The sequence below is a fragment of the Pseudanabaena sp. BC1403 genome (genome assembly GCF_002914585.1).
Classification (GTDB): Bacteria; Cyanobacteriota; Cyanobacteriia; order Pseudanabaenales; family Pseudanabaenaceae; genus Pseudanabaena.
The window spans coordinates 492105-516213 of record NZ_PDDM01000001.1; the positions used below are offsets into that span (position 1 = coordinate 492105).

The 24109-nt window shown below is 41.2% G+C and carries 25 protein-coding genes and 2 tRNA genes; 13 read left to right on the plus strand and 14 right to left on the minus strand.

Annotated elements, in window-relative coordinates:
- Positions 1–16: 16 nt before the first annotated feature.
- On the minus strand, positions 17–2203 hold the full coding sequence (locus tag CQ839_RS02270; RefSeq protein ID WP_103666638.1) for a sigma 54-interacting transcriptional regulator: 2187 nt from the start codon (positions 2201–2203) through the stop codon (positions 17–19).
- 395 nt (positions 2204–2598) lie between these two features.
- Between CQ839_RS02270 and CQ839_RS02275 the strand changes: the two genes are divergently transcribed.
- Positions 2599–3603, plus strand: a complete 1005-nt coding sequence (locus CQ839_RS02275) for a pentapeptide repeat-containing protein (RefSeq protein ID WP_103666639.1) — start codon at positions 2599–2601, stop codon at positions 3601–3603.
- Positions 3604–3717: 114 nt separating this feature from the next.
- Here the strand turns inward: CQ839_RS02275 and CQ839_RS02280 are convergent, their stop codons facing one another.
- From CQ839_RS02280 to CQ839_RS02290, 3 genes are all read right to left on the minus strand, one after another.
- Positions 3718–3978, minus strand: a complete 261-nt coding sequence (locus CQ839_RS02280) for a hypothetical protein (RefSeq protein WP_103666640.1) — start codon at positions 3976–3978, stop codon at positions 3718–3720.
- A 236-nt stretch (positions 3979–4214) separates the two neighbouring features.
- On the minus strand, positions 4215–5681 hold the full coding sequence (locus CQ839_RS02285) for a sugar transferase (protein WP_103666709.1): 1467 nt from the start codon (positions 5679–5681) through the stop codon (positions 4215–4217).
- Between the two features lie 183 nt (positions 5682–5864).
- Positions 5865–6665: a WecB/TagA/CpsF family glycosyltransferase gene (locus tag CQ839_RS02290; RefSeq protein WP_103666641.1), complete on the minus strand. Its 801-nt coding sequence runs from the start codon at positions 6663–6665 to the stop codon at positions 5865–5867.
- Between the two features lie 145 nt (positions 6666–6810).
- On the opposite strand from CQ839_RS02290, the gene CQ839_RS02295 reads away from it, so the two are divergent.
- Positions 6811–7233 (plus strand): hypothetical protein, encoded by a 423-nt coding sequence (locus CQ839_RS02295; RefSeq protein WP_103666642.1) that lies wholly within the window; start codon positions 6811–6813, stop codon positions 7231–7233.
- A gap of 245 nt (positions 7234–7478) precedes the next feature.
- Positions 7479–7691 (plus strand): hypothetical protein, encoded by a 213-nt coding sequence (locus CQ839_RS02300; RefSeq protein ID WP_103666643.1) that lies wholly within the window; start codon positions 7479–7481, stop codon positions 7689–7691.
- Positions 7692–7863: 172 nt separating this feature from the next.
- Here CQ839_RS02300 and CQ839_RS02305 read toward each other — a convergent pair whose 3' ends face one another.
- Both CQ839_RS02305 and CQ839_RS24950 read right to left on the minus strand, forming a co-directional pair.
- Entirely contained in the window at positions 7864–8670 is an 807-nt protein-coding gene (locus CQ839_RS02305) for a DUF429 domain-containing protein (RefSeq protein ID WP_103666644.1), read from the minus strand.
- A 438-nt stretch (positions 8671–9108) separates the two neighbouring features.
- On the minus strand, positions 9109–10833 hold the full coding sequence (locus CQ839_RS24950; RefSeq protein WP_181016056.1) for a serine/threonine-protein kinase: 1725 nt from the start codon (positions 10831–10833) through the stop codon (positions 9109–9111).
- Between the two features lie 227 nt (positions 10834–11060).
- Here CQ839_RS24950 and CQ839_RS02320 point away from each other — a divergent pair, with 227 nt between their 5' ends.
- Entirely contained in the window at positions 11061–11462 is a 402-nt protein-coding gene (locus tag CQ839_RS02320) for a DUF4346 domain-containing protein (protein WP_103666646.1), read from the plus strand.
- An 88-nt stretch (positions 11463–11550) separates the two neighbouring features.
- On the plus strand, positions 11551–12474 hold the full coding sequence (gene prmA / locus CQ839_RS02325) for a 50S ribosomal protein L11 methyltransferase (protein WP_103666647.1): 924 nt from the start codon (positions 11551–11553) through the stop codon (positions 12472–12474).
- Positions 12475–12579: 105 nt separating this feature from the next.
- On the opposite strand, the gene CQ839_RS02330 is transcribed toward prmA, so the two are convergent.
- The gene (locus CQ839_RS02330) at positions 12580–13548 is read right to left on the minus strand and encodes an N-acetylmuramoyl-L-alanine amidase-like domain-containing protein (protein WP_103666648.1); all 969 of its coding nucleotides are present in this window, start codon (positions 13546–13548) and stop codon (positions 12580–12582) included.
- A gap of 91 nt (positions 13549–13639) precedes the next feature.
- Positions 13640–13888 (minus strand): Ycf34 family protein, encoded by a 249-nt coding sequence (locus tag CQ839_RS02335; RefSeq protein WP_103666649.1) that lies wholly within the window; start codon positions 13886–13888, stop codon positions 13640–13642.
- 153 nt (positions 13889–14041) lie between these two features.
- On the opposite strand from CQ839_RS02335, the gene ndhO reads away from it, so the two are divergent.
- The 4 genes from ndhO (at position 14042) to CQ839_RS02355 (ending at position 16495) form a co-directional block, all read left to right on the plus strand.
- Positions 14042–14260: an NAD(P)H-quinone oxidoreductase subunit O gene (gene ndhO, locus CQ839_RS02340; protein ID WP_103666650.1), complete on the plus strand. Its 219-nt coding sequence runs from the start codon at positions 14042–14044 to the stop codon at positions 14258–14260.
- Positions 14261–14421: 161 nt separating this feature from the next.
- A complete protein-coding gene (surE, locus tag CQ839_RS02345; protein ID WP_103666651.1) occupies positions 14422–15117 on the plus strand; it encodes a 5'/3'-nucleotidase SurE in 696 nt (231 codons plus the stop codon).
- Between the two features lie 262 nt (positions 15118–15379).
- Complete coding sequence (gene idi, locus CQ839_RS02350; protein ID WP_103666652.1) at positions 15380–15922, plus strand: isopentenyl-diphosphate Delta-isomerase; 543 nt, start codon at positions 15380–15382, stop codon at positions 15920–15922.
- A gap of 90 nt (positions 15923–16012) precedes the next feature.
- Positions 16013–16495, plus strand: coding sequence for a 2TM domain-containing protein (locus CQ839_RS02355; RefSeq protein WP_258040602.1), 483 nt, complete (start codon positions 16013–16015; stop codon positions 16493–16495).
- A 44-nt stretch (positions 16496–16539) separates the two neighbouring features.
- On the opposite strand, the gene CQ839_RS02360 is transcribed toward CQ839_RS02355, so the two are convergent.
- Positions 16540–16620 (minus strand) — tRNA-Leu (locus CQ839_RS02360).
- Positions 16621–16829: 209 nt separating this feature from the next.
- Between CQ839_RS02360 and CQ839_RS02365 the strand changes: the two genes are divergently transcribed.
- Both CQ839_RS02365 and CQ839_RS02370 read left to right on the plus strand, forming a co-directional pair.
- Positions 16830–17246 carry a hypothetical protein gene (locus CQ839_RS02365; protein ID WP_103666654.1) on the plus strand — a complete coding sequence of 139 codons (417 nt, stop codon included), beginning with the start codon at positions 16830–16832 and terminating at the stop codon, positions 17244–17246.
- Between the two features lie 19 nt (positions 17247–17265).
- Positions 17266–18582, plus strand: a complete 1317-nt coding sequence (locus CQ839_RS02370; protein ID WP_103666655.1) for an aldehyde dehydrogenase family protein — start codon at positions 17266–17268, stop codon at positions 18580–18582.
- Between the two features lie 44 nt (positions 18583–18626).
- Here the strand turns inward: CQ839_RS02370 and CQ839_RS02375 are convergent, their stop codons facing one another.
- Both CQ839_RS02375 and CQ839_RS02380 read right to left on the minus strand, forming a co-directional pair.
- Entirely contained in the window at positions 18627–19277 is a 651-nt protein-coding gene (locus tag CQ839_RS02375) for a hypothetical protein (protein ID WP_103666656.1), read from the minus strand.
- A 204-nt stretch (positions 19278–19481) separates the two neighbouring features.
- Entirely contained in the window at positions 19482–19739 is a 258-nt protein-coding gene (locus CQ839_RS02380; RefSeq protein WP_103666657.1) for a glutaredoxin family protein, read from the minus strand.
- Positions 19740–19787: 48 nt separating this feature from the next.
- On the opposite strand from CQ839_RS02380, the gene CQ839_RS02385 reads away from it, so the two are divergent.
- Positions 19788–19861, plus strand: a tRNA-Val gene (locus tag CQ839_RS02385).
- Between the two features lie 192 nt (positions 19862–20053).
- On the plus strand, positions 20054–20512 hold the full coding sequence (locus CQ839_RS02390; RefSeq protein WP_103666658.1) for a pentapeptide repeat-containing protein: 459 nt from the start codon (positions 20054–20056) through the stop codon (positions 20510–20512).
- A 40-nt stretch (positions 20513–20552) separates the two neighbouring features.
- Here the strand turns inward: CQ839_RS02390 and CQ839_RS25870 are convergent, their stop codons facing one another.
- The 3 genes from CQ839_RS25870 to CQ839_RS02400 form a co-directional block, all read right to left on the minus strand.
- A complete protein-coding gene (locus CQ839_RS25870) occupies positions 20553–20702 on the minus strand; it encodes a DUF6760 family protein (RefSeq protein WP_308455506.1) in 150 nt (49 codons plus the stop codon).
- Positions 20687–20995 carry a hypothetical protein gene (locus CQ839_RS02395; RefSeq protein WP_103666659.1) on the minus strand — a complete coding sequence of 103 codons (309 nt, stop codon included), beginning with the start codon at positions 20993–20995 and terminating at the stop codon, positions 20687–20689. The genes CQ839_RS25870 and CQ839_RS02395 overlap by 16 nt, the downstream gene beginning before the upstream one ends.
- Positions 20996–21065: 70 nt before the next feature.
- Positions 21066–24002, minus strand: a complete 2937-nt coding sequence (locus CQ839_RS02400) for a hypothetical protein (protein ID WP_103666660.1) — start codon at positions 24000–24002, stop codon at positions 21066–21068.
- Positions 24003–24109 lie beyond the last annotated feature (107 nt).

A 24109-nucleotide genomic window follows, 5' to 3' on the forward strand; every position in this document is an offset into this window, starting at 1 on the left:
CTTTTTATGTTGTGTTTTACGTAGGGGCAACAATAACTATCCACAAAGCGATCGCTAAAATGACCGCACTCAAATGTTGAGGTATCAGCGATCGCCAAGGCTGCTTGGCAATCTTTTGCGTTAGCACCCATGTCAAAAGCACAGAGAAAATTAATGTGGTTCCTTGCAAAAAGGAAATTACCGCAGGATGAGCAATAAAAATCGGCAATGTCGAACCATCCAGCCCAAAAGTCGCCCAAGTAACTGGTAACACCCGACCCGCCTCTTGGAGAAATAGACGTAAATAATGCGCTAGATTTGCACCTAGAACTAAAGGTAAATATCCATAGGCGAGCTGGATAAACGATCTGGGTTTACAGGCTGTAATACTAAAAGGAAGCTGATTGTCTTCGCAATTCTTTCTCCAGATAATTGTGAGAAAGTAGAGCGATCGCATGATCCCATAAGTAATTAAGGGAATTGCCGCAGCGACAATCAGAATGAGTAGAGATACTGCCAAATGGGGAAAGAATGCTGCTGTAATAGTCGGCAGACCAAAAAACGAGGTGATTTCTGGTAAGCGATGCAAAAATGCACCACCAAGCAGTAACAAGAGCAAAGCAACTTCATAGGTGCGTGGTACATGGGTTGTCCATAATTCAATTGCGGGAGGACGAAGATTAAACTCCACAGACCTATGGGGGCAAGCCTTGAGGCAAGTCATACATAGCACACAGTCTCGATTGTCTTGTAGTTGAGCAGGATGAGAATAAAGCGGACATCCATTTGTCTCTAGACCTTCGCCTTTTTTTACGCCGCCTTTATAGCATTGATAGGTCGTACATTCAGCCGAACAAGTTCCTTGTTGAGCGCGTAATTCCGTCATTGAGAGTTTTGCAAATAGTCCATTCATCCCTCCAATGGGACAGAGATAGCGACACCAGTACCTGCGTTCAAAAATCAGCGAACAGATCATCGCTCCTGCCGTAATCAATAGCAATAAATATGCAGAAAGATAGGCAGTATTTTGTAAATCCCAAAGCTCTTCCCATAAGTAGATCAGCACAAATAGACCGAATAAAAACCATCCACCCCAACGTTCAGAAACATCTCGATTCCAATGTTTAAGCTGGCGTGGAAATAGCCATAGAGAGAGCCTCTGCACTACCTCTCCATAAATCATAAACGGACAGATAGAACACCATAGTCTTCCCACAAAGGGAAAGCTAATTAAAATTAATGGCCACCACCATGCCCAAAAAAAGTTAAGCGCAATATTTTGCTCGCGAGTTTGAGGAGCTAAAAACAGCATGGCAACTACGATCGCAAAAAAAGCGAACGTAAATCCATAGTTAAGGCGATCAGGAAACCAGTCACTACGTAGAAACCGACGCAGATTAGGATAGACATTGAGTAGATTAAAGCGAAACTTTTTACCCTTAGGTTGGGTTGACCAAAACACTGATTCGTTTAGCGATGGCGCACCCTGTGACTGTAATATTGCTCGTTCTACCAATAATTGTAGTTCTTTTAAATTTCCTGTGAAATCATAGCTTTGGAGGCCACGTAGAGCTTCAGCAGTAATAGTTGGTTTAGGAATACCGCGATCGCGACAGAACAAACTTATGTAATATTCCACATGTGGTTTAATATCGGCTTTTCGCACTCTCAGCGATGGAACCTTGATCGAATGTTTAACATATGACTCACAGGTAGATTGACGTTTTTCAGAGACCATAATGATCCGCGATTCACAGGTTAAAGGCGCATCGGTTGCATTACTTCCGACTCGTCTAAAAGTTCCGTTTTTTAGAAGCTGCACAATCTGGGGGCGCAATTCATTGGGTAGCTCTTGGATGTTATTTAAAACTAGAGTTCCTTTTCCCAAATATGTTAATAGTCCATGATTGCCATCTGCACGTCCAAATAAATCTGCACCACTGGTTTGGACAAGGCTGCAATTTACTTTTGCGATCGCTTCCCGTCTATATGCCGAATTAAAATGAATCAAAGCCGCAATATTATCTTTATCCAGTCCAGGTTCGCCAAGAATCAATACTGGCTGCCGATCTTCACTGGCACTTTTAATCTCTTGACGAAGCCTCATCGCATAGCGACTCTTTCCAATAATTCCTCGCTCAGCCTTGGTAATTAGATAGGGCTGCAAAACCTGCGATCGATCTTGTATCCACTCTAAAGAAATTTCAGAATAATTGGAAGACATAATTCTTCACAGGTTTATAGCTATTGCTAGTTAGAGTATACTCCGTTTGCATTGCTATACATGTAAACAAATAACTTTAGGACTTACGCAAATCAACCAAGAACTAAAGTTCTTGGCTCAAAGCTCAAGTCAGTTAAAACTGACTAAAGAAAGCCTCAAACCAACCTGTTTCAACAGGTTTAAGCTTTTAGCCCGCAATTTATTGCAGGGCAGATGCGTAAGTCCTAAACTTCTTTTTGTTCTAGATTGAGCGAAAAGCATTGTAATAAAACTGGCGACAGCAACACCTTAATTACTGACTTTTTCTTGTTTCGCCAAGTGATAATCAATGCGAGTATAACCCTCTAAATAAACACTACATCTAAACGAGATCATGGTGTAAAAGGAAGAGACATATGGGAAACTCAGAACATCTTGCGATACTGAAACAAGGAGCAGCCAGTTGGAATAGATGGCGACTAGAAAATCCTGAGATTATCCCTAATTTGAGTGGTACTAACTTAAGACGTGCCAATCTCCGCGAAGCAGATTTGAGTGGAGTAAACTTGCGCTGGACAAATTTGAGTAATGCTAATTTATTAGGTGCGAATCTCAGTGGTTCTGATCTCGTAAAAGCAAATTTGCGAGAAGCAGATTTGTATAAAGTAAATCTTAAAGATGCTGAGGTGAGTGGAGCCTATTTGAGCAAAGCTCATCTAAGAGAAGCTTGTTTAGAAAGATGCGATCTGAGTATGGCAAACTTACAAGGAGCCGATCTTACTAAAGCTCATTTTAATGGTGCTAATTTGAGTGGTGCAGACTTAGACGAAAGTGATTTGAGCAATGCCAATTTAAGTGAGACAAACTTAAGCAATGCCATTTTGAGCAATGTTAATCTCACAAATGCTGATCTCCACCGCAGTGATTTAACTAACGCAAATCTAGAATTTGCTGATCTTAGTAATAGCAATCTGTCAGACTCAAAGCTTTACAACGCAAATCTGAGCAATGCCAATTTGCAAGAATGTGATTTGAGTAATGCTGCTATTAATCAGGCTAATCTTTGTCATGCTAACTTAGCTGATGCAATTCTCAGTAATGCCAATTTAAGTAATGCTAATTTAAGGCACGCAAATTTAAAAAATGCGGTTCTGAGCAATGCAATTCTGAGCAATGCTGATCTGAGTGATAGTAATTTGGAAGATACAATCTTAAGTGATGCAATTTTAAGTAATGCAAATTTAAACGGGGCAATTTTGACAGGAGCACAACTGGTTTCAGCAAAACTAGATGCTGCATTTTTGATTGGTACTAATTTAGTTAAAGCTAATTTACGACTTGCCAATCTGAATGGAGTTAGTTTATCTGAAGCAAATCTATTTGGAACGATTATGCCCGATGGTTCGATCCATAATCATTAATAAAGACGGCATAAATGCCGTCTTTATTAATGATTTGTCGTTAAATAAAAGAAACCTTAAAACCCGAAAAGATAAATAGCCCGCGCAGCGGGCTATTTATCTTTTTGGGTTTTACTAAGCTTGTGGCTTACCACCAATATCGCCATCACCATCAATGTCACGACCAGTAAGATTCTCTAGCGCATCAACTGCTTTACCAGCAGAATCTTTAGCCATGACACCAACATCTGTGTTTAGAACATCAGAAACTTTCTTGACGTTTTCTTCGCCGATAACTCCTTCAGCCTTGTCTTTGAGTCCTTCAGCCACTTCCCCAGCTTTCTGCTGTAAGCCACTTACAAATCCACCAATCCCTGACTTTTGTTCTTCGCTCATTTTAATTACCTTCGTAAAGAGTTTTAAGGATGAATGCTATTGAATTATAGTCGGATAGGTTCAAAAAATTTTGTCTTTTGCAATACTCGGCAAAGGGTTTTGATGAAAAAAAGATAAAAAATGACACTTGGCATTAAGTTGCTAAGCAAAAGAAACCTTAAAGCCAGAAAAGATAAATCGCCCGCGCAGCGGGCGATTTATCTTTTCTGGCTTTAGTTTTTATGTGGAAATTTGCCTTAATATGCACCCTTACCAAATAAAACTAGCCTTAGAGTCTCAATGAGAATTTCCAAATCAAAATTTAGTGACCAGCGATCTATATAGAAAAGATCTAATTTTGCCACATCATCAATTGTATCTAAATCCGATCGCCCTGAAATTTGCCATAAACCTGTAATCCCTGGCATAACTAAATGCCTTGTATGATGCCAACTGGTAAATCTTGCCACATCCCTGACGGGCAAAGGACGTGGGCCAACCAGACTCATCTGTCCAATTAGCACATTGAATAGTTGTGGAAGTTCATCCAGACTTGTAGAACGCAAAAAATGTCCAATCGGAATTATGCGTGGATCTTGTTCGATTTTGAACATGACACCATCGGAACTTTTGTTTAGGTGTTCTAGTTCTGATTGGCGGCGATCGGCATCCATAAACATGCTGCGAAACTTCCACATACGGAAAGATTGCCCCTGTAAGCCAATGCGATCTTGAGTATAAAACACACTCCCTTTAGAGCTAGTTTTAATCGCGATCGCAACTCCAATAAATACTGGCGATAAAACTATTAACCCAAGAAAGGCAGCGACCAAATCCAAACAGCGCTTAAAAATATATTCCCAATTCGCTAACAGCGATGACTCAATCCGAATCATGGGCATTGATGCAAAAATCTCTGGAGTACCGCGCCGATGAAGTAGCATTAAGCTAGATGGAACTAGCCTTAGTCCAATTCCCGCATTGCGAAGCTGCCAATATAATTGAGAAGCAAGTTGTGTTTCTGGCAAGCCTTCCGCAATCACCTCTTTTGCCCCAGAACTAATAATAGATTGTATTGCGTGTGAAGTATTAGCGAGAGAAGAAGTAAGTACCCCGACAACTTTATAGCCAGTTCTTTTTTCGACAATTTTGGCTAAGTATGATAAGCGATCGCTAGGCGCAATGATAAAAACTGGCGTATGGATTCTGGCGATCGGAAACTGATCAAAGAGCAAAGTTAATAGCAAGCGTAATCCGATAATCATGACTATGCTGCCAATCCATGCTGGAAAAAACAGCGATCGCGGGGCATCAACTGTAGGGCTATAAAAATAGCTGACCACCAAAGATGCCATGTAAACGCTGCTAATGACTTGAGCTTGCTTTACATAGTTACGCCATTGTGACTCTCCTCGATAAAAGTTGTGATAAGCAAATCCTGTGACGATCGCAGCTGCAAAAGCCCAAAACAAACCCGTAAATCCTGCAAATTCGCCCCAATTAAGTTCTGGCGGTAGGGGTGAAAAGTCTTGATTGAGTCTCCGAGAAACTTGCCATGCTATGCCCAATCCCAAGGTGTCGCTAGCAATTAGGAATAGCGATCGCAACCAGTTGCACTCGACCATTGACCATTGTTTGATCTGGTTACCAGCTCGAATGTCGTATTTTTTTGCACATTGCTCGGTGTGCTTCTTGGTTGGTTTGCGATCGCTACTCACTCTCATATTCCTCTTTTGCTCTTGATCTGATTGTGCATCACAAAATTTGCTTTGTTTAAGTCCCTGTTCATTATCTTGCCCAAATGCTGTCTCCAATCAAAACCCAAATGAGAGTTGCGGCGCTTCGCGCCGCAACTCTCATTTGGGTTTTGAGTTAGAGGCGACGCTTCGCACCGCAACTCTCAAAAGCTAGAGGCGACGCGAAGCGTCGCCTCTAGCTTTTGGGCTTTGAAAAATTCGCCGCAAATGTTGCATCCCAAATAAAATTACAAAACAGGGATTATTTATCAAATAGCGCTGCCACAGACGAATTGGCTCTTGACTAAAGCGATATAACCATTCAAGCCCAATCGCCATCATCCATTGTGGAGCTTGTGAAACCTGTCCACTATGAAAATCAAAGGCAGCACCCACCCCGATCATCACTGCCGCCAATCGATGTTGGGCGTGGCTCATCCAAAATTCTTGCTTAGGACAACCAAGGGCAACAAATACAACTTTTGCACCTGATTTAGAAATAAGTTCAATATCTTCAGCTAACAGCATCTCAAAGTTGGGATTTTCAAGCTCGAAATAAGGTGGGGCATGTTTGCCTGCGATCGCTAAATCTGGAAAGCGCAATTTTAATTTCTGCTCTAATTTATTAAGCGTTTCGTCCGTTGAGCCAAAAAGATAAATAGGTAGATTTTCTTGAGCTGCGCGATCACACCAAGCAAGCATTAGATCTGGCCCATAAACTCTCTGCTGGTTTTTTACCCCTAGCGATCGTAGCCCCCATACAAGCGGCATCCCATCAGGGGTAACAATTTCGGCATTTTCTAATACTTGGCGATAGTTACGATCCCAATAGGCTGTCATTACCACATGCACATTCGCGGCAATAATGTAGCAAAATGTCGCTTGCTGGACGAGAGTGGCAATGCGATCGCAAGTATCTACATAACTAGTTGTGTCAATGCCAACATTAATAATGGATATACGCTGACTCATAATGTTCTGGGATTTAAATTTTTAGTGGCGCGGCTTCGCCGCGCCACTAAAAATCAGTGAGACTTTTTAGTTGATAAGTTGTGCTCTAATTTGATGCTAATATCATTAAGGCAAAAAATACGGCTTTGGAGTTTTGATTCGCTCAATGAATACAGAAATTGCAGAAGATTTATTCACTCAAGGTTTAGAACGCTACAAACAAGGTGAATCTGCGGCGGAATTAATTCCTGTGTTTGAAAAAGTATGCGAACGCCAGCCTAAAGTTGCTAGCGGCTGGATTTGTCTATCTTGGTTGTACTTACTAGATAACAATGCCAAGCTCGCGATCAAGGCAGGACAGAAAGCAGTCAAAATTTCTCCTGAAGATCCCCAAGGACACATTAATCTAGCGATCGCCATGTTAGAGCTATCTCAAAAAGGGGTTCGCGAGCAAGTTGAGGCTGCTCAAAATTGGCTAATGATTTTGAAAGATATTAAGCCAGAAATTGTTGAGAATTTTGAAGAAGGATTGCGCCGTCGTCCAGATTGGAAAGCCCTTGAAAAGGTTAGAGACTGGGTGCTGAGCTAAAATCCAGCCTTTGTATTCTTAATAATTTCGGGTTGCTGTCAACATTTATGAATTGTAATTGTTGAAATTCAATAAATAACTTTATCTAACGTCATAGAACTTCATAAGAGTAGCTCTTTTGTCAGAAAATCTTAACACAGGATTTTTGTCAAGAGTGCTAGGCTACATAAATATAAATAACTGAAGCTGATAACTTTTTAATTACAGCTAAGTGACAATTTTTTATTTAGAAGGAAGTTAATAAAATGATTTTAGAAAATGTCAGAGTAAAGCCCGACACCCGCAACCACAAAGGTTTTTTTGTGTTGGAAGCTTCTTATAAACTCGTCAATATTGATGGCAATGGTTGGGCTTTAATCTGTTTAGATGACTATGCTTGTCATTACGTCGATCCTGATGATTTGAAGTTGCCTAGAGGCTGGAAAAAAACAACTAGTAACGAAGTTGTGCACGCTTAGAGATTGGCTTTTGGAGTTTCTTCTATGATTGGAACTAAAAGTCCATCAACTCTTAAATTAGATAAATCAAATTTCAAATAAAAAAGAGCAAACTCAAGTTTGCTCTTTTTTATTTATCTTTTTTATTTAAAATAGAGTTGCACCGCTTCGCGCTGCAACTCTATTTTGGGCTTTATGAACAAATCCATCCTTCAAGGTGATCGCAATTTTTAGGAATTCCATAATTGGGTAGTCGGAAAGCCAATGCTGCTTGGATTGTGGAAAGTACAGCATCAAGCGTATCGCCCGAAGCATCACTCACACATTCACAAGTAACCTGTTTATCAATTTCGACAACAAAGCCATACTTTGTATTGTATATAGGCGATCGCACCTGATTAATTATTTCTTGACGCAAAAACTGCATTTCTGTAGTTTGTTTGCGCTTATCATCAGATTTATAGCTCTGTTTACCGATTATGCTCCTTGACATTAGCGCAGGATAAATCTCAATCACAATTCGTGGATCGTTAGTGGGATGACAAGGCAAAACACTAAATCCTGCTGCCAACATTCTTGGCGCACCTTCAAAAAACATTTTACCTACAGGCACACCATAGACTTTCATCGGACTAATTGCCCCTGCGTCCCGATCAGTTTGGCGTAAATGTTCGCGATCGCCCGCAGGTCGATCTTGACGATATTGATTTAAGGTTTCCACAAACTCCTGTTTACTCATCTGTCCTATGCGATCGACATATTCCGCCCAAGTTTTCCCCCATTGTAAGTTTTGGATTAATTTCCGAGGTTGCCCCAATGGGAAATCTACTCCTGCAATCCAGACAGGCGATCGCATTAGAAATTCCATAAAAGAAGGAAAATCTATAAAACGATGGAACTTCTGAATATGTAAAATATCTGATTCTAGCCAAGCTTCTGCACAAGCGATTACTTTGTTTTTGCTAGGTGCGCTAGTAAAGTCAATTCCATATATTTTCATAATGTTCTCAAATTTATAGCTTCCGCTAAGCAAACTCCAAAAGAGAGTTGCGACTCATAGCGCCGCAACTCTCTTTTAGAAACCATTTAAGAATTGTCTAGATCCCCCCCAGCCCCCCTTAAAAAGGGGGGAGAATTAAATTCTTCCCCCTTTTTAAGGGGGATTGAGGGGGATCTCTTAGGGCTTTTGACCGCAGAAAGTAATTTAGGACTTACGCATCTACCCTGCAATTAATTGCGGGCTAAAAGCTTAAACCTGTTGAAATAGGTTGGTTTGAGGCTTTCTTTAGTCAGTTTTAACTGACTTGAGCTTTGAGCCAAGAACTTTAGTTCTTGGTTGATTTGCGTAAGTCCTATAATTCTTAAATGGTTTCTTAGAGTTTGCTTTTGCCCTAGACTAGCAACAGCTATCAAGATAGTGCAAAGCACCATCTTTAATTTATCTATTTCTAATTTTGATTTCTATCTGTGGTGGTGGGGCTTGTGTTGGCGTTGCCACAGGTGTAGGAGGATTCGGAACAGGTGTCCCCAATGTTGGAGTTGGTGTTACTAATGGAGAAGTTAAGGGAGGAGTTGTTGGAATAGCAGTTGGTTGTGCGATCGCAGCATCCTTAAGACTAAATTTTAATTGATAGGGTATTTCAGTAGTGCCTCCAATTCCCTTTAATTGAACTACATAGGCTCCATCAGATGGAATTGGCACATCAGCATTTACAACATTAACAGCATTGGAGAGAGGTATGCCCTGAGCATTCAGGACAGTAAGTAATAGTCCAGTACCAGTAATCGAAGTACTCAGCAATTGCCCAGATTTAGCCTGAATTGTATAAGTGTGAGTAGCATCTCCTACTATTTTGTTAGGGACAACCAAAGACTCTTTATTGGCTTCCAAATTTAGGGCTTGATTTACTGCTGTATTCGTAGGCGTTGTTATAGGACTAGGGTCAGTAGAGAGCGGTTTAGTGGCAGGAATTGATGGATTATTGACAATAATTGGTGGCTGATTACTTCGCATCATCGCTGGTAAAGTAAAAGCCGCGATTACTGCTACTACTGCCAAAAGCCCACCAAATAGAAAGAGAACCCCTGAATTAGAGCTAGCTGATGGTGCTGGAACTGAGCGACGAGTTTGAGAACTAGATTTGTAAGAAGTAGGAACATTGGAGAGACTTGAATTCTCCGTCCCAGTTAGAATTGTTGACCTAACGATCTTGCTTGTAGTTGCTTTACGTTCCACTTCTGTCATCGTTGCAAAAGTGGTTATACCTTGATTGACCTCGCGTACTGACTGGTAGCGCTGCGTATAGTGATAGCGAACCATACGAGTTAATACCATTGCTAATCCGTTGCTAACCTGTGCTTTATCCCGCCAGACTAGCTCACCTGTAGCGGGATCGGTTGGCAAATCGGTAGGACTATACCCTGTGAGAGCTTTAATTGCCACCATGCCCAAAGCGTAAATATCACTGTTATAAGTCGGTCTGCCTGCACATTGCTCACTGGGCATATAGCCAGGTGTACCGATGGTAACTGTAAACCGCGATTCCCCTTTTTCGTTAGCCACAAGTTGCGTGTTAGCATCTTGCACTGCCTTGACAGCACCAAAATCGATCAGCACTATCTTTTGATCTTTCTTACGGCGAATTAAGTTATCTGGCTTAATATCGCGATGAATCACTCCTTCAGAATGAACAAAGTCCAAGACATCAAGAACATCTTTTAAAATCTTGAGTACTTCAACTTCGCCTAGTTGTTTGTCTCTGGTTGGCGCATCAATATTTTCCAACTCAGCAAAAAGACGATCTTGAGCTGCATTATCTAAATCTGATACATCAGGTAGTGAGGCTTTTAGTTCATCATGGAGCGATCGCCCTTCCACAAATTCTTGCACTAAAAAGAACTGCTTATCTTCCTCAAAATAGGCAAGCAATTGTGGGATTTGATCGTGGCTACCAAGTTTCTCTAGGGTTTCAGCTTCAGTGTTAAATAGCCGTCTCGCCTCACGAATAAAATTGGGATCATCACTAGCGGGTTTTAGTTGCTTAACTACGCAGGGTGGCGAACCAGGACGACGCATATCCCTAGCAATAAATGTATGCCCAAATCCACCTGCACCAATTTGTTTAATCAGTTTGTAGCGTCCATCTAGTACTTTGGCTGGCATGGCGATCACCCCTTTATTTCATAGTCTATGTAGCTAGGCACAACTAAATCTAAAACCCAAAAAATGCGTGCTGTCCGTGTAGCAGGCGGTACGCATTTTATTTCTGGATTTTTAATTATGCTGAGGTACTTATGTCTCATTGTATAGGATTAGTTGGTTCTGCAAAACTTCAGCGCTGTAAGTCGTATCATAAGATTAATAAATAATATTCTCTTGCCTCAAAGTTAATGAATTTGACTGCTGAAACGAACTCACTTGCACAACAACTCCATGCCATTGATGATCAATTATCAAAGCGATCGCTAGCTCTTGATCCCAGCGGTTACTTTATTATTTATGTCGATCGCCAACAAAATTTGATTTGCGCTAAATACTACAGCAACATCATTAATGAGCAAGGCTTAGCAGTTGATCCTGAAACAGGTAAACCAATTCCTGCTAGAGGCAAAGTTGATCGTCAAGCAATGCAGTTATTTACGGGGCGAACTGCTAAGGAACTCTGCGTAGAAATCTTTGAACAAACTCAACCTTGTCCTGTTACACTGTTTGACCATGCTGCATATCTAGGACGCGAAGCACAGCGAGCAGAATTAGCGCTGTTACAGCAACAGGAATATATCCAAGATTAGAGAGGTTAGAGATTGTTACGATATTCAGCGCTTTGCGCGCTCATATACCTCAAAATATAATTATTCATACCATAGTCATAAGCGCCAGATGTCACCTTCGCTAATCGCACCAAACAACAGTTGGTGGGAAATCCAAGTTATAGCCGAGCAATCTCTAGAAGAGCAGATTTTTTGGCGGTTACAAAATTTTGGCTGTCAAGGAATGGCAAGCCAAAAAAAAGATGGGCAGATTCGCGTTAGTAGCTATTTGCCAGTTGAGAAGGGTAGTGTTTTGGATCTAGCGGCGCTTGCTCTATGGCTAAAGCAAGATGCGATCGCAGTTGCTTACGAAGCCCCAGCTACTCAATGGACAGTAATTAACGATGAGGATTGGTCATCTAGCTGGAAACAACATTGGAGTCCACAGGAAATTGGCGATATGTTGGTGGTTTATCCTGCTTGGATTGAACCGCCGACTGATGGCGATCGCAAAATCTTGCGTCTCGATCCTGGTAGCGCCTTTGGTACGGGCGCTCATGCCACCACTCAACTTTGTTTAGAAGCCTTAGAAATGCGCTTATGGGGTGTAAAGCCCGAAGATAATATCGTGGTTGCCGATGTTGGTTGTGGCTCGGGTATTCTCAGTATCGGGGCTTTGCTGATTGGTGCAAGTCAAACCTATGCGATCGATAATGATATTCTGGCGATCAAGGCAACTAACCACAATCGCCAACTTAATGATATCCCTGAAGATAAAATCTGGGTACAAGTGGGTAGTATTCAGGATTTGATTGCGAATATGCCTACACCAGCGAATGGCTTTACTTGCAATATTCTTGCGGACATCATCGTTGATATGGTTCCCTATTTCGATCAGCTTGTTGACGAGAATGGCTGGGGAATTTTAAGTGGAATTTTGGTTGAGCAAGTACAGAAAGTTGCCGAAGCTCTTGATGCTCATAAATGGGTGATCGCCACATTCTGGAAGCGTCAAGAATGGGCATGTTTAACGATTAGACGGTCAGAATATTAACAAAATATATCAATGTAAGTTTTGCTTAAGACATAAAACCCAAAAGATGAGTGGTGGTGCTTCGCGCCAACACTCATCTTTTGGGTTTTGCTTTGCAATTTTTGGTTAATTAACGGGACGCGCTACCATAATTCCGATCGCATGATCAACGCCTTCAACGTAACGTTGTAAATCGGGAGAGACTTTGACCTTGCCTGATGGTGACGCATGGATGAACCCTATTCCATTGGCAGTAGGATAGACAAAACCTGTATGTGTAGCATCTAGCCCTTTCAGATCCGTAGTCACAGCAATAATGTCGCCAGCTTTGAGTAATGAATAGATAGAGCGAATCTTACGAGATGGAATATATCGTAATGGTTGCGATCGCATCTCTTGCTCCATCTTCTGCTCCATTGCTAAAATACACTGATGATTAGCTTCATTATTTTTCAGGCGTGGATATTTCTGCCAATTACTACTCATAAAGTCTAATTTCTTATTGAGAGGAACACCTCCCAATTCAGATGTGAGGTCACGCACAATATTGCGTTTCTGATTGTCGCGTATCCATTCTGAAAAATAATGTAAACGACTGCAATAGCCATCTAGCTTGCCATCTGCATAACGAACTTCTTGGATCTTTTCTACAAAGTTCTCGTAGCTGGGACTTGGCGATCGCAAGTTGCGAGAGAATGCTAAAACTGTCTCCACAAATAGCACACAGTCAAAATCTGTAAGTGATACGAATAGCTTTTCAGTTGTATCTTGATCTAATAAACCTTCGCGATAGGCTGCACCAAGAAATTTAGTAGAAACAGTTTGCAGAACTTCGTCTATGGGAAGGATGGTGATTTTGCGATCGCTTAACGTCTGCATAAATCGTTGATATTCGGCTTTAGTTTCAGAAATATCTATACTCGATATATTCTCAGAATTATTTTGAGGTGAATTTTGATGGGTTGATGGGTTACTTTTAGCAGTTACAAGAACTGAATCTTTGTGGTCAATATCTTTAATATTAGGAAGGAAGTAATCGCTAAAGGATAGTCCTAGCAAGGTACATAGTAATAATGGTTTGATGATTTGTGACATGAATTCCTAATTTATGACTTCTTCAAAACTCTTTGACGAGAAATAGAGATGTAGGACAAAATACTACATCTCCGATTTCACATCTCTGGAGTCAAGTGGGAACAAGATCCCCAGGGCGTAATTTTATCCATTTCCCCATCTCTGCCGAGAAACTTTCGCAACCAACAACATCCCATTCCATTTGAATATCGCCAGATGTCGTTTTAATATTGACATTAACCGTTGGTGAGTTTGCCTCAAAATCTGGGGAATCAGTTAGATGCGGCTGCAAATGTTGTGCTTCAATAGCGTGATAGGTGATGCAGCGATCGACATAGGTGCAGTTGATGCAGATGCACATGGCAGTTATACCTAATTCATAGGGCTATGCTAACAAAAAAATCCTTAAGTCGATTTATTTTTACTGCTGTAGGCGCTGAGAACAAAATATCGGTTTGCTATACAATACCTACTAGTAGTTTTAAATCCTTAATAATTTGTTGCATTAAACACTATGGCACTGAAAAAAGGCACACTTGTTCGCGCTATTCGCGAAAAATTAGAAAATAGCCCTGAAGCAACGGCAAATGATACACGCTGGTCATCGTATCTATTTGAGACTTGGGGCGAAGTGTTAGAGTTTCGTGGTGATTATGTCCAGATTAAATTTGGAAAAGTATCAACCCCTGTAATTTGGCTGCATAAAGATCAATTAGAAGAACAGGCAGCTTAAACACCAATAAATTTTAAAAGCATTGCAAAGCAATGCTTTTAAAATTTATTTTTCCTTTTAAAGGCAAATCTATGGAAACCCTAATTCATTTGTGAGATTAAATGGTTTGTGAGAGAGTACCCCTTTGGAGCACTCTCTCACAAACCATTTAGGATTGCTATATGACAATTATTTTGACCAATGACGATGGCATTGATGCTGAGGGGATTTGGTCTTTGCAAAAAGCTACTGAACTAGTATTTGGGACTAAAGGCGCGATCGCAGCACCATCCCGCCAATATTCGGGTTGTGGACATCAAGTAACTACCAATGAACCGATCGCAATTGCTAAACGTAACGAGCATATCTATGCGATCGCTGGTTCACCTGCTGACTGTGTAAGGGTGGCGATCGCGCATTTGTATAGTGATGTGAAATTGGTGCTGTCAGGCATTAATCATGGTGGCAACATGGGCGTGGATGTCTATATGTCGGGGACAGTAGCAGCAGTGCGCGAAGCAGCTTTTCATAATATTCCTGCGATCGCTATTTCCCATTATCAAGATCGTCGCAAAGCTTTTGATTGGGATTGGGCAGCACATACAACGGCTGTAGTCATTAAGCAACTTTTAGAAATTAAACTCCCACCACAGTCCTATTGGAATGTCAATTTGCCACATATTGATCCAAAAGAGAGTAAGGAAACTCCTGAAATAATATTTTGTGAAAAGTCGAGCCAACCATTGCCCCTAGAGTTTAAATCCGATGGCGATCGCGTCATCTATACAGGTCGTTATAATCTTCGCGATCGCACTCCAAATACTGATGTTGATGTTTGCTTCTCTGGCAAAATAGCTGTCACACAAATGAGCATTTGATTCTAAAACATCATTATAAACCCGAAGAATTGAAGAACGGCGCAAAGCGCCATTCTTCAATTCTTCGGGTTTAAAGAGATAGCTAGGACAAATCAAAACCCAAATAAATGAAGGCGGCGCTTCGCGCCGCCTTCATTTATTTGGGTTTTATGTCCTAAGCAAAACTTTCATTGCTATACATGGTTTTCCTCTGAGCAAAACCAGATAATATTTTAAAAGCCTTGCTTTACAAGGCTTTTAAAATATTATTTTTGTAAATATCATGAATGCAACATTGCAACTAACTCAGCATTTAGAAGAAAAAGTTATTTTAGTAGATACAAGCGATCGCCAAATAGGTGTTGCTGAAAAATTACAAGCACATCGTGAAGGTCTACTACATCGAGCTTTTTCAATTTTTGTGCTCAACTCACATAATCAACTATTACTTCAAAAACGAGCCAAACATAAATATCATTCGGGTGGACTCTGGACAAATACCTGTTGTAGTCATCCACGCCATGAAGAGCAAACCTTACTAGCCGCCCATCGCCGACTTCAAGAAGAAATGGGTTTTGATTGTGAATTGCGCGAAGTTTTTAGTTTTATATATCAGGCAAAACTAGATAATGAACTAACAGAATATGAATTTGATCATGTATTTGTAGGATATAGCGGTCGCAGTCCAGTTCTCAATCCTGAAGAAGCAGAAGATTGGAAATGGATAGATTTAAAAATTTTACAAGCAGATATTCAAAAAAATCCAGAATCTTATACCTATTGGCTACGCGATTGCTGCGATCGCTTCATTACTGAGCTAGGATAAAACCAAATAGAGAGTGGCGGCGCGAAGCGCCGCCACTCTCTAAAATTGATGGCTATAGCTATACTTGAATTGATCTTCATGAAGGAAAATATGGAAACTTATTCAGAAGAACAAGTCGATCAGATTCTCCGCTATGCACTTGCAAAGAGAACTAACGGTCAAAACCTGACCAAACAGCAGATATATGAGATCGCCTCAGATATGGGAGTCAGTGAAGCTGATTTCTTAGCGTCTGTGCAAGAGTGGCAATCTACGCGAGCTGTTCGCAAAGAGCAAGTAGAGTTTGATAAATACAAAAAGAAATCTTTGCAAGCAAATGTGTTGAAATATGCGATCGTTAATTCTTTTTTAGTCACACTCAACTTGTTTACCTCTGGCAATATTGGCTGGGCTATCTATCCTCTATTGTTTTGGGGACTCGGTGTAGCGCTGGATACATGGGTTGCTTACCAGCCAGAAAGCGAAGAATACGAAAAACAATTTCAAAAATGGCTTCGCAAACAAAAGCGAGATCAACTGACTGCCCAAATCACTTATAAATTAACCACTAGTCTTGAAGAATGGCTCAAATAAAACAAGATGCTGTGCTTTGCACAGCATCTTGTTTTATTTGAGAATGCGGATGGAGAGACTCGAACTCTCACATCAAAGATACTAGAACCTAAATCTAGCGCGTCTACCAATTCCGCCACATCCGCTTGTTTAAGGTGTTTTTTTACACCGAATCAAATAATACATCAATATGGGTGAATTGCGACACAAATTTTTTAAGTAAGTGATAAGAAAGATCTAAAACGCTGCCTTTACCTTCTCGGTTTTAGTAATATACAATCATTCTGATTTAGTGCTCGATCTATATTTCTGCCATTAGCCTACCTTTAGCAACCTTGTTGAGTATGTCTATCTAGTGCATATCCATAAGCCTCAAAAAATTGATCTAGAACAAATTTATCCCTGTCCTTGCCCCCGCAAACGTGGAAAGCTAAAGCCGATCGCACTGACTGACGCTTTTGGTTGCGATCGCTGCTCTTTGCTATTTCAGCTAGAGAATGACGGCTATAGTCTTTTGCAATTAGGTGGCATTGAATCTCAACAACATACATGGCAATGGATTGGCAAATGGCAGCCTATTCTAGGAAATAGTCAACAGGCTCGGGTAGAAACAGCTCTGATGTACATGGCTTCGGGATTATTTTTTGCGTTAATCATTGTCTGGGCGCTAAATCTAAAATCAACTTTAGGTATTCCTTTAGCCATTTTGTTGTTTGCCCTTTTGGGTTTGCTAATATGGCGATTGCTTGTGATTCGTCAGCGCGATATTTAACAATTATTTATTACAGAATATGTCACCAGAAGACCTTACAGGCTTCATTTATAAATCCCATGCGGCAGCGCTGCAACTCATGCAAGTTTCTACCAGAGAACGGGATAGTTTGCTGCTAGAAATTGCTAATGGCGTTAAAAAGCATAAAAATGCGATTTTAGAAGCTAATACGTTGGATTTAGAAGCAAGTCGAGATATGGCTGTACCAGATTTGGTACTAGAGTGGCTAAAACTGACTCCCGAACGGCTCAACAATACGATCGACTGTCTGATCCAACTTGCGAATCTACCCGATCCCCTAACCCTACATGTGGGCATCAATGGCTATCAGCGCGTACCGTTAGGAGTAGTAGCCTTTATATATGAGGGTTTTCCTCAACTAGGCTTAATCGCGGCAGGGATGTGCCTAAAGGTTGGCAATACGATTATTCTCAAAGGGGGAAATGAAGGTACAAATACACAAGAAGTGATCGCTGCGATCGCCAAAGATATCCTTATTGCTAGAGATTTTCCTGAGGCATGTATGACCTGTGTCCCCAAAGGTGTGGCACTCAAAGAATTAATTGTCCAAGAAAAATATTTACGTTTGGTTATTCCTTATGGTCGTCCTAGCTTTGTACAGCAGGTGAGCAAACAAGCGACGGTTTCCGCTTTACCAATTTCAATGGGTAATTGCTACCTCTATTTATCAGCTTCAGGTCAGTTGGACTTCGCCAAAGAAATTATCCTCAATAGTCGGAAAGGCGATCCTGATGCGGTTAATGCGATCGAAAAAGTCGTTGTACATCGGTCATGGCTCGATCGCTCTTTAATCGATCATAAGTTAGGTGAGTGGATCAGCAGTCTCAAAAAGCAAGGTTTGGCAGTGCGTGGATGTGCGGAGACAACTGCTTATTTTCGGCAATTTCTAGAAGAATCCCATAGCGACGAAACCGACAAACCAAGTCAAGTCCTCATTGACCAATCGATCGAGTCCGAGGATATCTGGGGACAGGCTTATTTAGACGAGACGATCGCGATCAAAATCGTCAATGATACGGAAGAGGCGATCGCATGGATTAATCAATACAGCAGTGGTCACGCCGATGTATTACTGACGGACTCCTTGTCCGAGCGCGATCGCTTTGTTAGCCGTATTAATAGCAGCACGATTTTTGTCAATGCCCATAGCCGCTTTAGTCGCTGTTCTAAAATTGGTGATAGTGGCAATGCAAAAATTGCATTGGGTATGTCCAGTTTAAAAACACGAGGTGCATCCAGATATCCAGGAGTAATTGATATCTATGCTCTTACCACTACGAAACAAGTGCTGACAAGTTCTTTTCAATCGCCATAATTTTAGATACACCTTGCAGGTTCCAAATTACTGACTTGAATCCATTAAGTTGAGGAAAACCAGAACCAGCGATCGCGTAACTTCTCAACATCTACAATTTTGCCTTGCGAAAACTGATCTAAATTTGGTGACTGAGAGCCTTGCTTACCATCAATATTAATATCGCTATAAATAAAGCCAGCAACACTATCAATTCCCTTAAAAGTACAAAAGAGAATGGTAATGTTTGGATTATGAACGATATCAACTGTGCCATCGCAAGATGTCATTACATATTTTGATGGTAATACGGTTCTATTACGGGAGTTTGTTTGGAGCTGATCTGACTTGGCTAGAGTAACGACTTCTTCGCGATCGCGCAAAAATATCTCAAAATTGAACTTAATCCAAACCTTAGTAAAGTTTACATTGACTACTAGCAAAATCATTGCGGTATGAATTAAGAACGATATGAGAGCTTTGTATTTAAACTTTTTAAATTGGAAAAGAGCATAAAAGATTGACCAAATCAGAGTAATCAGATAGAGGATTCCAATTGGATAAGCGCTCAATAGCAACAATGCAAATGCCGCATTGGGAAAGAAATAAAAACCTATATCGCGTAAATATATCAGCAGAAACAAGAAATTGCTGACAACTGTAAATTTCAATACTAATGGGCTTTCCCGAATTAACCGACAAATTTTATTACGCATTTTGCTCTCAACTGAATATAGCTGCCGCCAAGTGTATCAGGACATAAAAGCCTAAAAGAGAGCTGTTGCACAAAGTGCAACAGCTCTCTTTTAGGCTTTTATGCATATTCTCACAATGACAATGCCATTTTGAGAATTTAAAAAACTTGCAAAACTTTTAAAATATTGATTGGATCGGGTTTGGACACAAAGCGCATTAACTTTTTATACATAGCGTTGCAATAAATCTTCAAGTTTTGTAACTGGCGATCGCGGCGGAAATCTGGGCAGTTCTTGCTCCTGTTGGCGATCGTTAAATAGGCAGAGCACAGGTATTTCATATTGATAGCGATCAAACCAGTCAGAGTTAGTCGTGATTTCTCTAACCTCTAACTCAAAATCCACATTTTTAACCTGCTGTAATTTTGTTAGCAACCCTTCACATAGACAGCAATCTTGCTTGCTATACAAAATTAATTTCATAGATTTTTGTTAAATATACTTCTACTATGTTATATTATTAATCCGTCAGAACGCATAGCTCAGTTGGTTAGAGCACCACGTTGACATCGTGGGGGTCGATGGTTCGAGTCCATTTGCGTTCATAAGTTGTAAAGCTAATAACATTAGTCTTTTGGGATAATATTTGGGGAGTGCCAATCAACTCCTGAAAATGTATTCTAATATCAATAAGAAAATCTATGTTGGCATTTAAGGGGGGTTTTAGGTAGTAAATTTACCCCGAATTTTACGCTGAACCTTCAGTCTTATCACTAACAATTCTTTTAGGATTGCCAATGTTGCATAATTACTTTTTATCTGGCGCGATCGCATTACCTATATATTTTTCGTTTGTCCAAACTGCGATCGCTGATCCTGTTGGGCAATTGCTGGAAACTAGAGCTTGCCTAGAATGCGAATTAAGCAACGCCAATCTCACTGAGGCAAAACTCAATGGCGCAAATCTGAGCTTGGCAAAAATGCGGGCGGCAGATTTGCGTAAGGCTAACTTGATCGGTGCAAATCTGATCGGTGCATACTTAAAAGATGCAAATTTTCAGGATGCAAATTTACGCTGGGCAAACTTTACAAATGCCGACTTAGAAAATGTTGATTTTCGAGGTGCGGACTTGAGAGGGGCAAAGTTTAACGCGGCTTTATTAAAGGATAGTAATTCGCAAAAAAGTATTTTTTGTCGCACGATCATGTCCGACGGCAAGCTAAATAACCGCGATTGTGGATTATCTGGCGATTAAATCGTGGTGCGGCGGCTTCGCCGCCGCACCACGATTTGCTCTAACGTAATCGCATGATTTCATTGACCCAACGTAAGCGTTCGGCATGGGTGAGGTTTAGAATATCTTCTCTTGACCAATGGAAGTAAAAAGCAATGAAGGCTACCTCTTCATACAACCTCTCCGAGGGGTAGCCTATGATTCCCCCGATGTAGTTACGTTTTGCGGTTGTAGTTGACTAAATAGATCTTGGAAATAGACAAAGTCTGGTAAAAAGAGTTGCTCAAGTTGTTGCGCGGTGACTTGATGTAGACTTCCTAATTTGGCGATCGCCTGAGCTAGTAATAAAAATACGATATCTATATTGCGATCGCGGCTGGACAAGTCCTGCACAATCAGTTCATCTTTGGCGGTCAATAGTCTCATCTTGCCCTGAGCGTGCAATTCCCCATTAGCATCGATTAATCCTTTGGGCAATTCAAAATCAAATTCTTCTGTCATCATAATCAATTAGCTTTTCTAATTTTTTCTTTTCTCCCTCTCCTTGCAAAGGAGAGAGAAGGGATGAGGTTCTTTATTTTTGACTGGGTGGAACTTCTGAGGGTGTAAGTGTGCCACCCGATCGCTGATTTATCCCCGTGTTAGGAGAAATTAGTGGCGAGTCAATCTCAGGAACTTGCAGCTCAGGTGGTAACGCGATCGGTGGAGTCTGCTCCGATTTGGGCGCAGGCGGTGGTGCGATCGTTTGGACAATGAAAGAGCGCATGATTATTTGTCCATCGGGATTCGTTACTTTTAAGACATAGGTTACTTCTGCGGACTTCGGACTTAATGGCAAAGCTAATTGCCCAACAGCAGCGATATTTCCAGGGGCGGGGAGTAGTTCGATTTTGGCAGATGCCGAAGCTTCGACTTTCCAAGATAGGGTGAGAATTGCGGGAATATCGGGATTAAGATTGAAAGAATATTGTGGTAGTGCATCCTGTCCATTTACCTTTAGCTCAAGAATTTTGGCAGGAAAAGGCGCAATTTTAGTGACTTCAGTTTTTTTCGTAACAGGAACGGCTTTGGGATCGACTGGGGGCTTTCTAGGTACGATCGCTAACTCAAAAATATAGCTACTTGAAGCCGTAACCTCGGTAGGGACATTTTTGCAAATCATCTGATCGTTAGAAATTGTACAGTATGGGCGCAGCGATCGCGGTAAACCTTCAGTGACTAAGAATCGTAACGGCGGACTCTTGATTTCTCCTTCAGGTGAACGACCTACGATGGTTAATTCCTTAACCTGACTAGCATTAGATATAGTCCAGTTCAGTCTTACTTCGTTATCCAGATCAGGCTTAGGCTTGATGATTCTTGGTTTGATCCCGCCTTTGGAAATCCCAATTGCTGTGAAAAATACCTGCTTTTCCAAGATGATTGCGATCGAGTTTGGCTCAGTAAAGTTGGTTATTGAAGCAATATTCGCAGGGCTTGAAGACTGAGGAGCAGAAGAATTGCTGGAATTACTTGTCTCAAGAGCAGGAGCATTTTCTGAAGGTCTAGCTTGAGCAATGGGCGCAGATACAACCGTTGGCAAAACTGGCTTAGACTCGGTATAAAGAGGCTTAGTCGATGCTAACTCCAAAATCTCAGCTTGGGGAATCGGCTCCACTAAAATCTTCGCGGTTTTTGCTAATGGAATCGTTTTGATTTTAGGATTCTTCGATGATAGATTCATCTGGAAAATATACTGACTTGGCTTACGCGCATCGGTTGGCACGTTTTGGCAAAACAAGTCGCGATCAATTACACAATATTCCTTTAGTTCGGGCGGAATTCCCTTACTAAAGTTATAGACTACAGGTTGACTGATCGCCTTCTCATCGTTTGAGAGCCCCTCAATCCTCATTTCACTTAATATCTCTGGATAGGTAACCCGCCAGCGTAAGCGAATCGCTTCATTGGCAGCTTCTTGATAGGTAGGTGATTCAGAAGAAAACTCAACTACCTGCGGCACATCAGGTGGTCTAAAAAAGAACCACCAAATTAAAAAGATAATTGTCCCAACTAACCCCAAAATACCAATAATCAACAAAACAAACTGCCACCAAGGACGAGCAGGCAATAATAAACTACCTGTGTAGCGATCATTAGGCAGTAGAGCTCCCTGTTTATCTTCAACTTCGATAATGAAATTTAAGTAGCGATCGCTTAAAAACCTTGGCTTACATTTTTTCGTCGGCTCAATTTCAATATTGACCCTTGCCATTCCAAAGGGAGCTATTTTAAGTTCTTCCATGGACAAGGTATAGATTAACAATCCATCTTGTTCAGGGCTATTAGTTCTGAGGATTAGCTCACGGGCAATATTGCCATTACTTTTAAAGCGCATTTCATACAGGGATGGCTCACGGACAACTCTTGTCCGCAATGTCACTAATTGAATATCAAGTTGATAGGTGGGAAGAATCTCAAAATAGGCAATATCTAATAATGAAAGCTCTGAGTTATTCTCGGAATGGATGCGAATAGTCGGCGCATAAATCCCTGCCCATACATCTATGGGCGGCTTAAAAATTACGGTAACATGGCCTTGGGTATCAGGATTAAGCGGCAACCCATCGACGGCTTCGACAATACCAGCTAGTGCCAAGCCCTCTGGATAGTAAATCGAAACCCATTTAGGATCTAGGTCGGGCACAGTGACCCGAAAGCGATCGACTCGATCGGAGCGATTGGAAACAGATACGAGAACTTGCCAAATTTCACCCAATCGCATCGGATGCGGATTGTCAGACGAGGTGCGCGGTAATGTGACAAAGGTGGGGTCATTGACTCTGACCACCTCTTGAATCGAAGGAAGAACAATTACGCGACCTTTATATTGAATCGGCGTATGTTCTGGATAATGCTTGGGCGCATCAATGATTAAGGTGTAGTTGTATTCATCAGGGGGAGTAGTTGGTGGGACTTGGATTAGGAACACAACTTCGCAGCTTTGCCCAACACTCAAAGCCAAGCTCTCTGACGGAAAAGCGCACCAAGGATAAATCGAGCTAGAGTCTTTGTCGAGTGCTACACTGATCAATGCACTGCGATCGCCCTGGTTGGTGACTGTGACGCATAACTCAAAACTCTCGCCCGTTGATGTTGAGACTGTCCCCGAAGGATTGAGAATGATCGATAACGGTCGCAGGGACACTGATGCCGAAGACATCGAGTCTAAAGTTTCAGCACTTTGCTGACGACGAAAGTCAATCTCGTAATATGTCACCCCCTGCTCTTGTCGCTCTTCAATAAATCCTTGACTGATTAAATCTGCAATCTCGGCACTTGTCTCTTCTAGCTCAGCCTCAATATATACAGCGATTACCTCCAAGGTAGACTGCTGTTGGCGCATAATCCAATTGATAATTTGCTGCTGCCGCGTGGATAGGGTCAAGATATCCACCATATTCATTCCTACATCTTGCTCGGTATTGCTTTTAGCGGCATTTGAGGCAAATATGGTTGGTTCACTCCTCATATTTTGCAGTTTTTTTAATGAATAGGACAAAGGTTATACTTAAGGATACAACCCAATGGATTCTGAAAAGTATAAGTAGTTATAATAATGAAACCTCTATTGATTAA

Excerpts from the sequence above, each read along its gene's own strand:
- CQ839_RS02270 (WP_103666638.1), bottom strand. The coding sequence starts at position 2,203 with ATGTCTTCCAATTATTCTGAAATTTCTTTAGAGTGGATACAAGATCGA.
- CQ839_RS02275 (WP_103666639.1), top strand. The coding sequence starts at position 2,599 with ATGGGAAACTCAGAACATCTTGCGATACTGAAACAAGGAGCAGCCAGT.
- CQ839_RS02280 (WP_103666640.1), bottom strand. The coding sequence starts at position 3,978 with ATGAGCGAAGAACAAAAGTCAGGGATTGGTGGATTTGTAAGTGGCTTA.
- CQ839_RS02285 (WP_103666709.1), bottom strand. The coding sequence starts at position 5,681 with ATGAGAGTGAGTAGCGATCGCAAACCAACCAAGAAGCACACCGAGCAA.
- CQ839_RS02290 (WP_103666641.1), bottom strand. The coding sequence starts at position 6,665 with ATGAGTCAGCGTATATCCATTATTAATGTTGGCATTGACACAACTAGT.
- CQ839_RS02295 (WP_103666642.1), top strand. The coding sequence starts at position 6,811 with ATGAATACAGAAATTGCAGAAGATTTATTCACTCAAGGTTTAGAACGC.
- CQ839_RS02300 (WP_103666643.1), top strand. The coding sequence starts at position 7,479 with ATGATTTTAGAAAATGTCAGAGTAAAGCCCGACACCCGCAACCACAAA.
- CQ839_RS02305 (WP_103666644.1), bottom strand. The coding sequence starts at position 8,670 with ATGAAAATATATGGAATTGACTTTACTAGCGCACCTAGCAAAAACAAA.
- CQ839_RS24950 (WP_181016056.1), bottom strand. The coding sequence starts at position 10,833 with ATGCCAGCCAAAGTACTAGATGGACGCTACAAACTGATTAAACAAATT.
- CQ839_RS02320 (WP_103666646.1), top strand. The coding sequence starts at position 11,061 with ATGAATTTGACTGCTGAAACGAACTCACTTGCACAACAACTCCATGCC.
- prmA (WP_103666647.1), top strand. The coding sequence starts at position 11,551 with ATGTCACCTTCGCTAATCGCACCAAACAACAGTTGGTGGGAAATCCAA.
- CQ839_RS02330 (WP_103666648.1), bottom strand. The coding sequence starts at position 13,548 with ATGTCACAAATCATCAAACCATTATTACTATGTACCTTGCTAGGACTA.
- CQ839_RS02335 (WP_103666649.1), bottom strand. The coding sequence starts at position 13,888 with ATGTGCATCTGCATCAACTGCACCTATGTCGATCGCTGCATCACCTAT.
- ndhO (WP_103666650.1), top strand. The coding sequence starts at position 14,042 with ATGGCACTGAAAAAAGGCACACTTGTTCGCGCTATTCGCGAAAAATTA.
- surE (WP_103666651.1), top strand. The coding sequence starts at position 14,422 with ATGACAATTATTTTGACCAATGACGATGGCATTGATGCTGAGGGGATT.
- idi (WP_103666652.1), top strand. The coding sequence starts at position 15,380 with ATGAATGCAACATTGCAACTAACTCAGCATTTAGAAGAAAAAGTTATT.
- CQ839_RS02355 (WP_258040602.1), top strand. The coding sequence starts at position 16,013 with ATGGAAACTTATTCAGAAGAACAAGTCGATCAGATTCTCCGCTATGCA.
- CQ839_RS02370 (WP_103666655.1), top strand. The coding sequence starts at position 17,266 with ATGTCACCAGAAGACCTTACAGGCTTCATTTATAAATCCCATGCGGCA.
- CQ839_RS02375 (WP_103666656.1), bottom strand. The coding sequence starts at position 19,277 with ATGCGTAATAAAATTTGTCGGTTAATTCGGGAAAGCCCATTAGTATTG.
- CQ839_RS02380 (WP_103666657.1), bottom strand. The coding sequence starts at position 19,739 with ATGAAATTAATTTTGTATAGCAAGCAAGATTGCTGTCTATGTGAAGGG.
- CQ839_RS02390 (WP_103666658.1), top strand. The coding sequence starts at position 20,054 with ATGTTGCATAATTACTTTTTATCTGGCGCGATCGCATTACCTATATAT.
- CQ839_RS02395 (WP_103666659.1), bottom strand. The coding sequence starts at position 20,995 with ATGATGACAGAAGAATTTGATTTTGAATTGCCCAAAGGATTAATCGAT.
- CQ839_RS02400 (WP_103666660.1), bottom strand. The coding sequence starts at position 24,002 with ATGAGGAGTGAACCAACCATATTTGCCTCAAATGCCGCTAAAAGCAAT.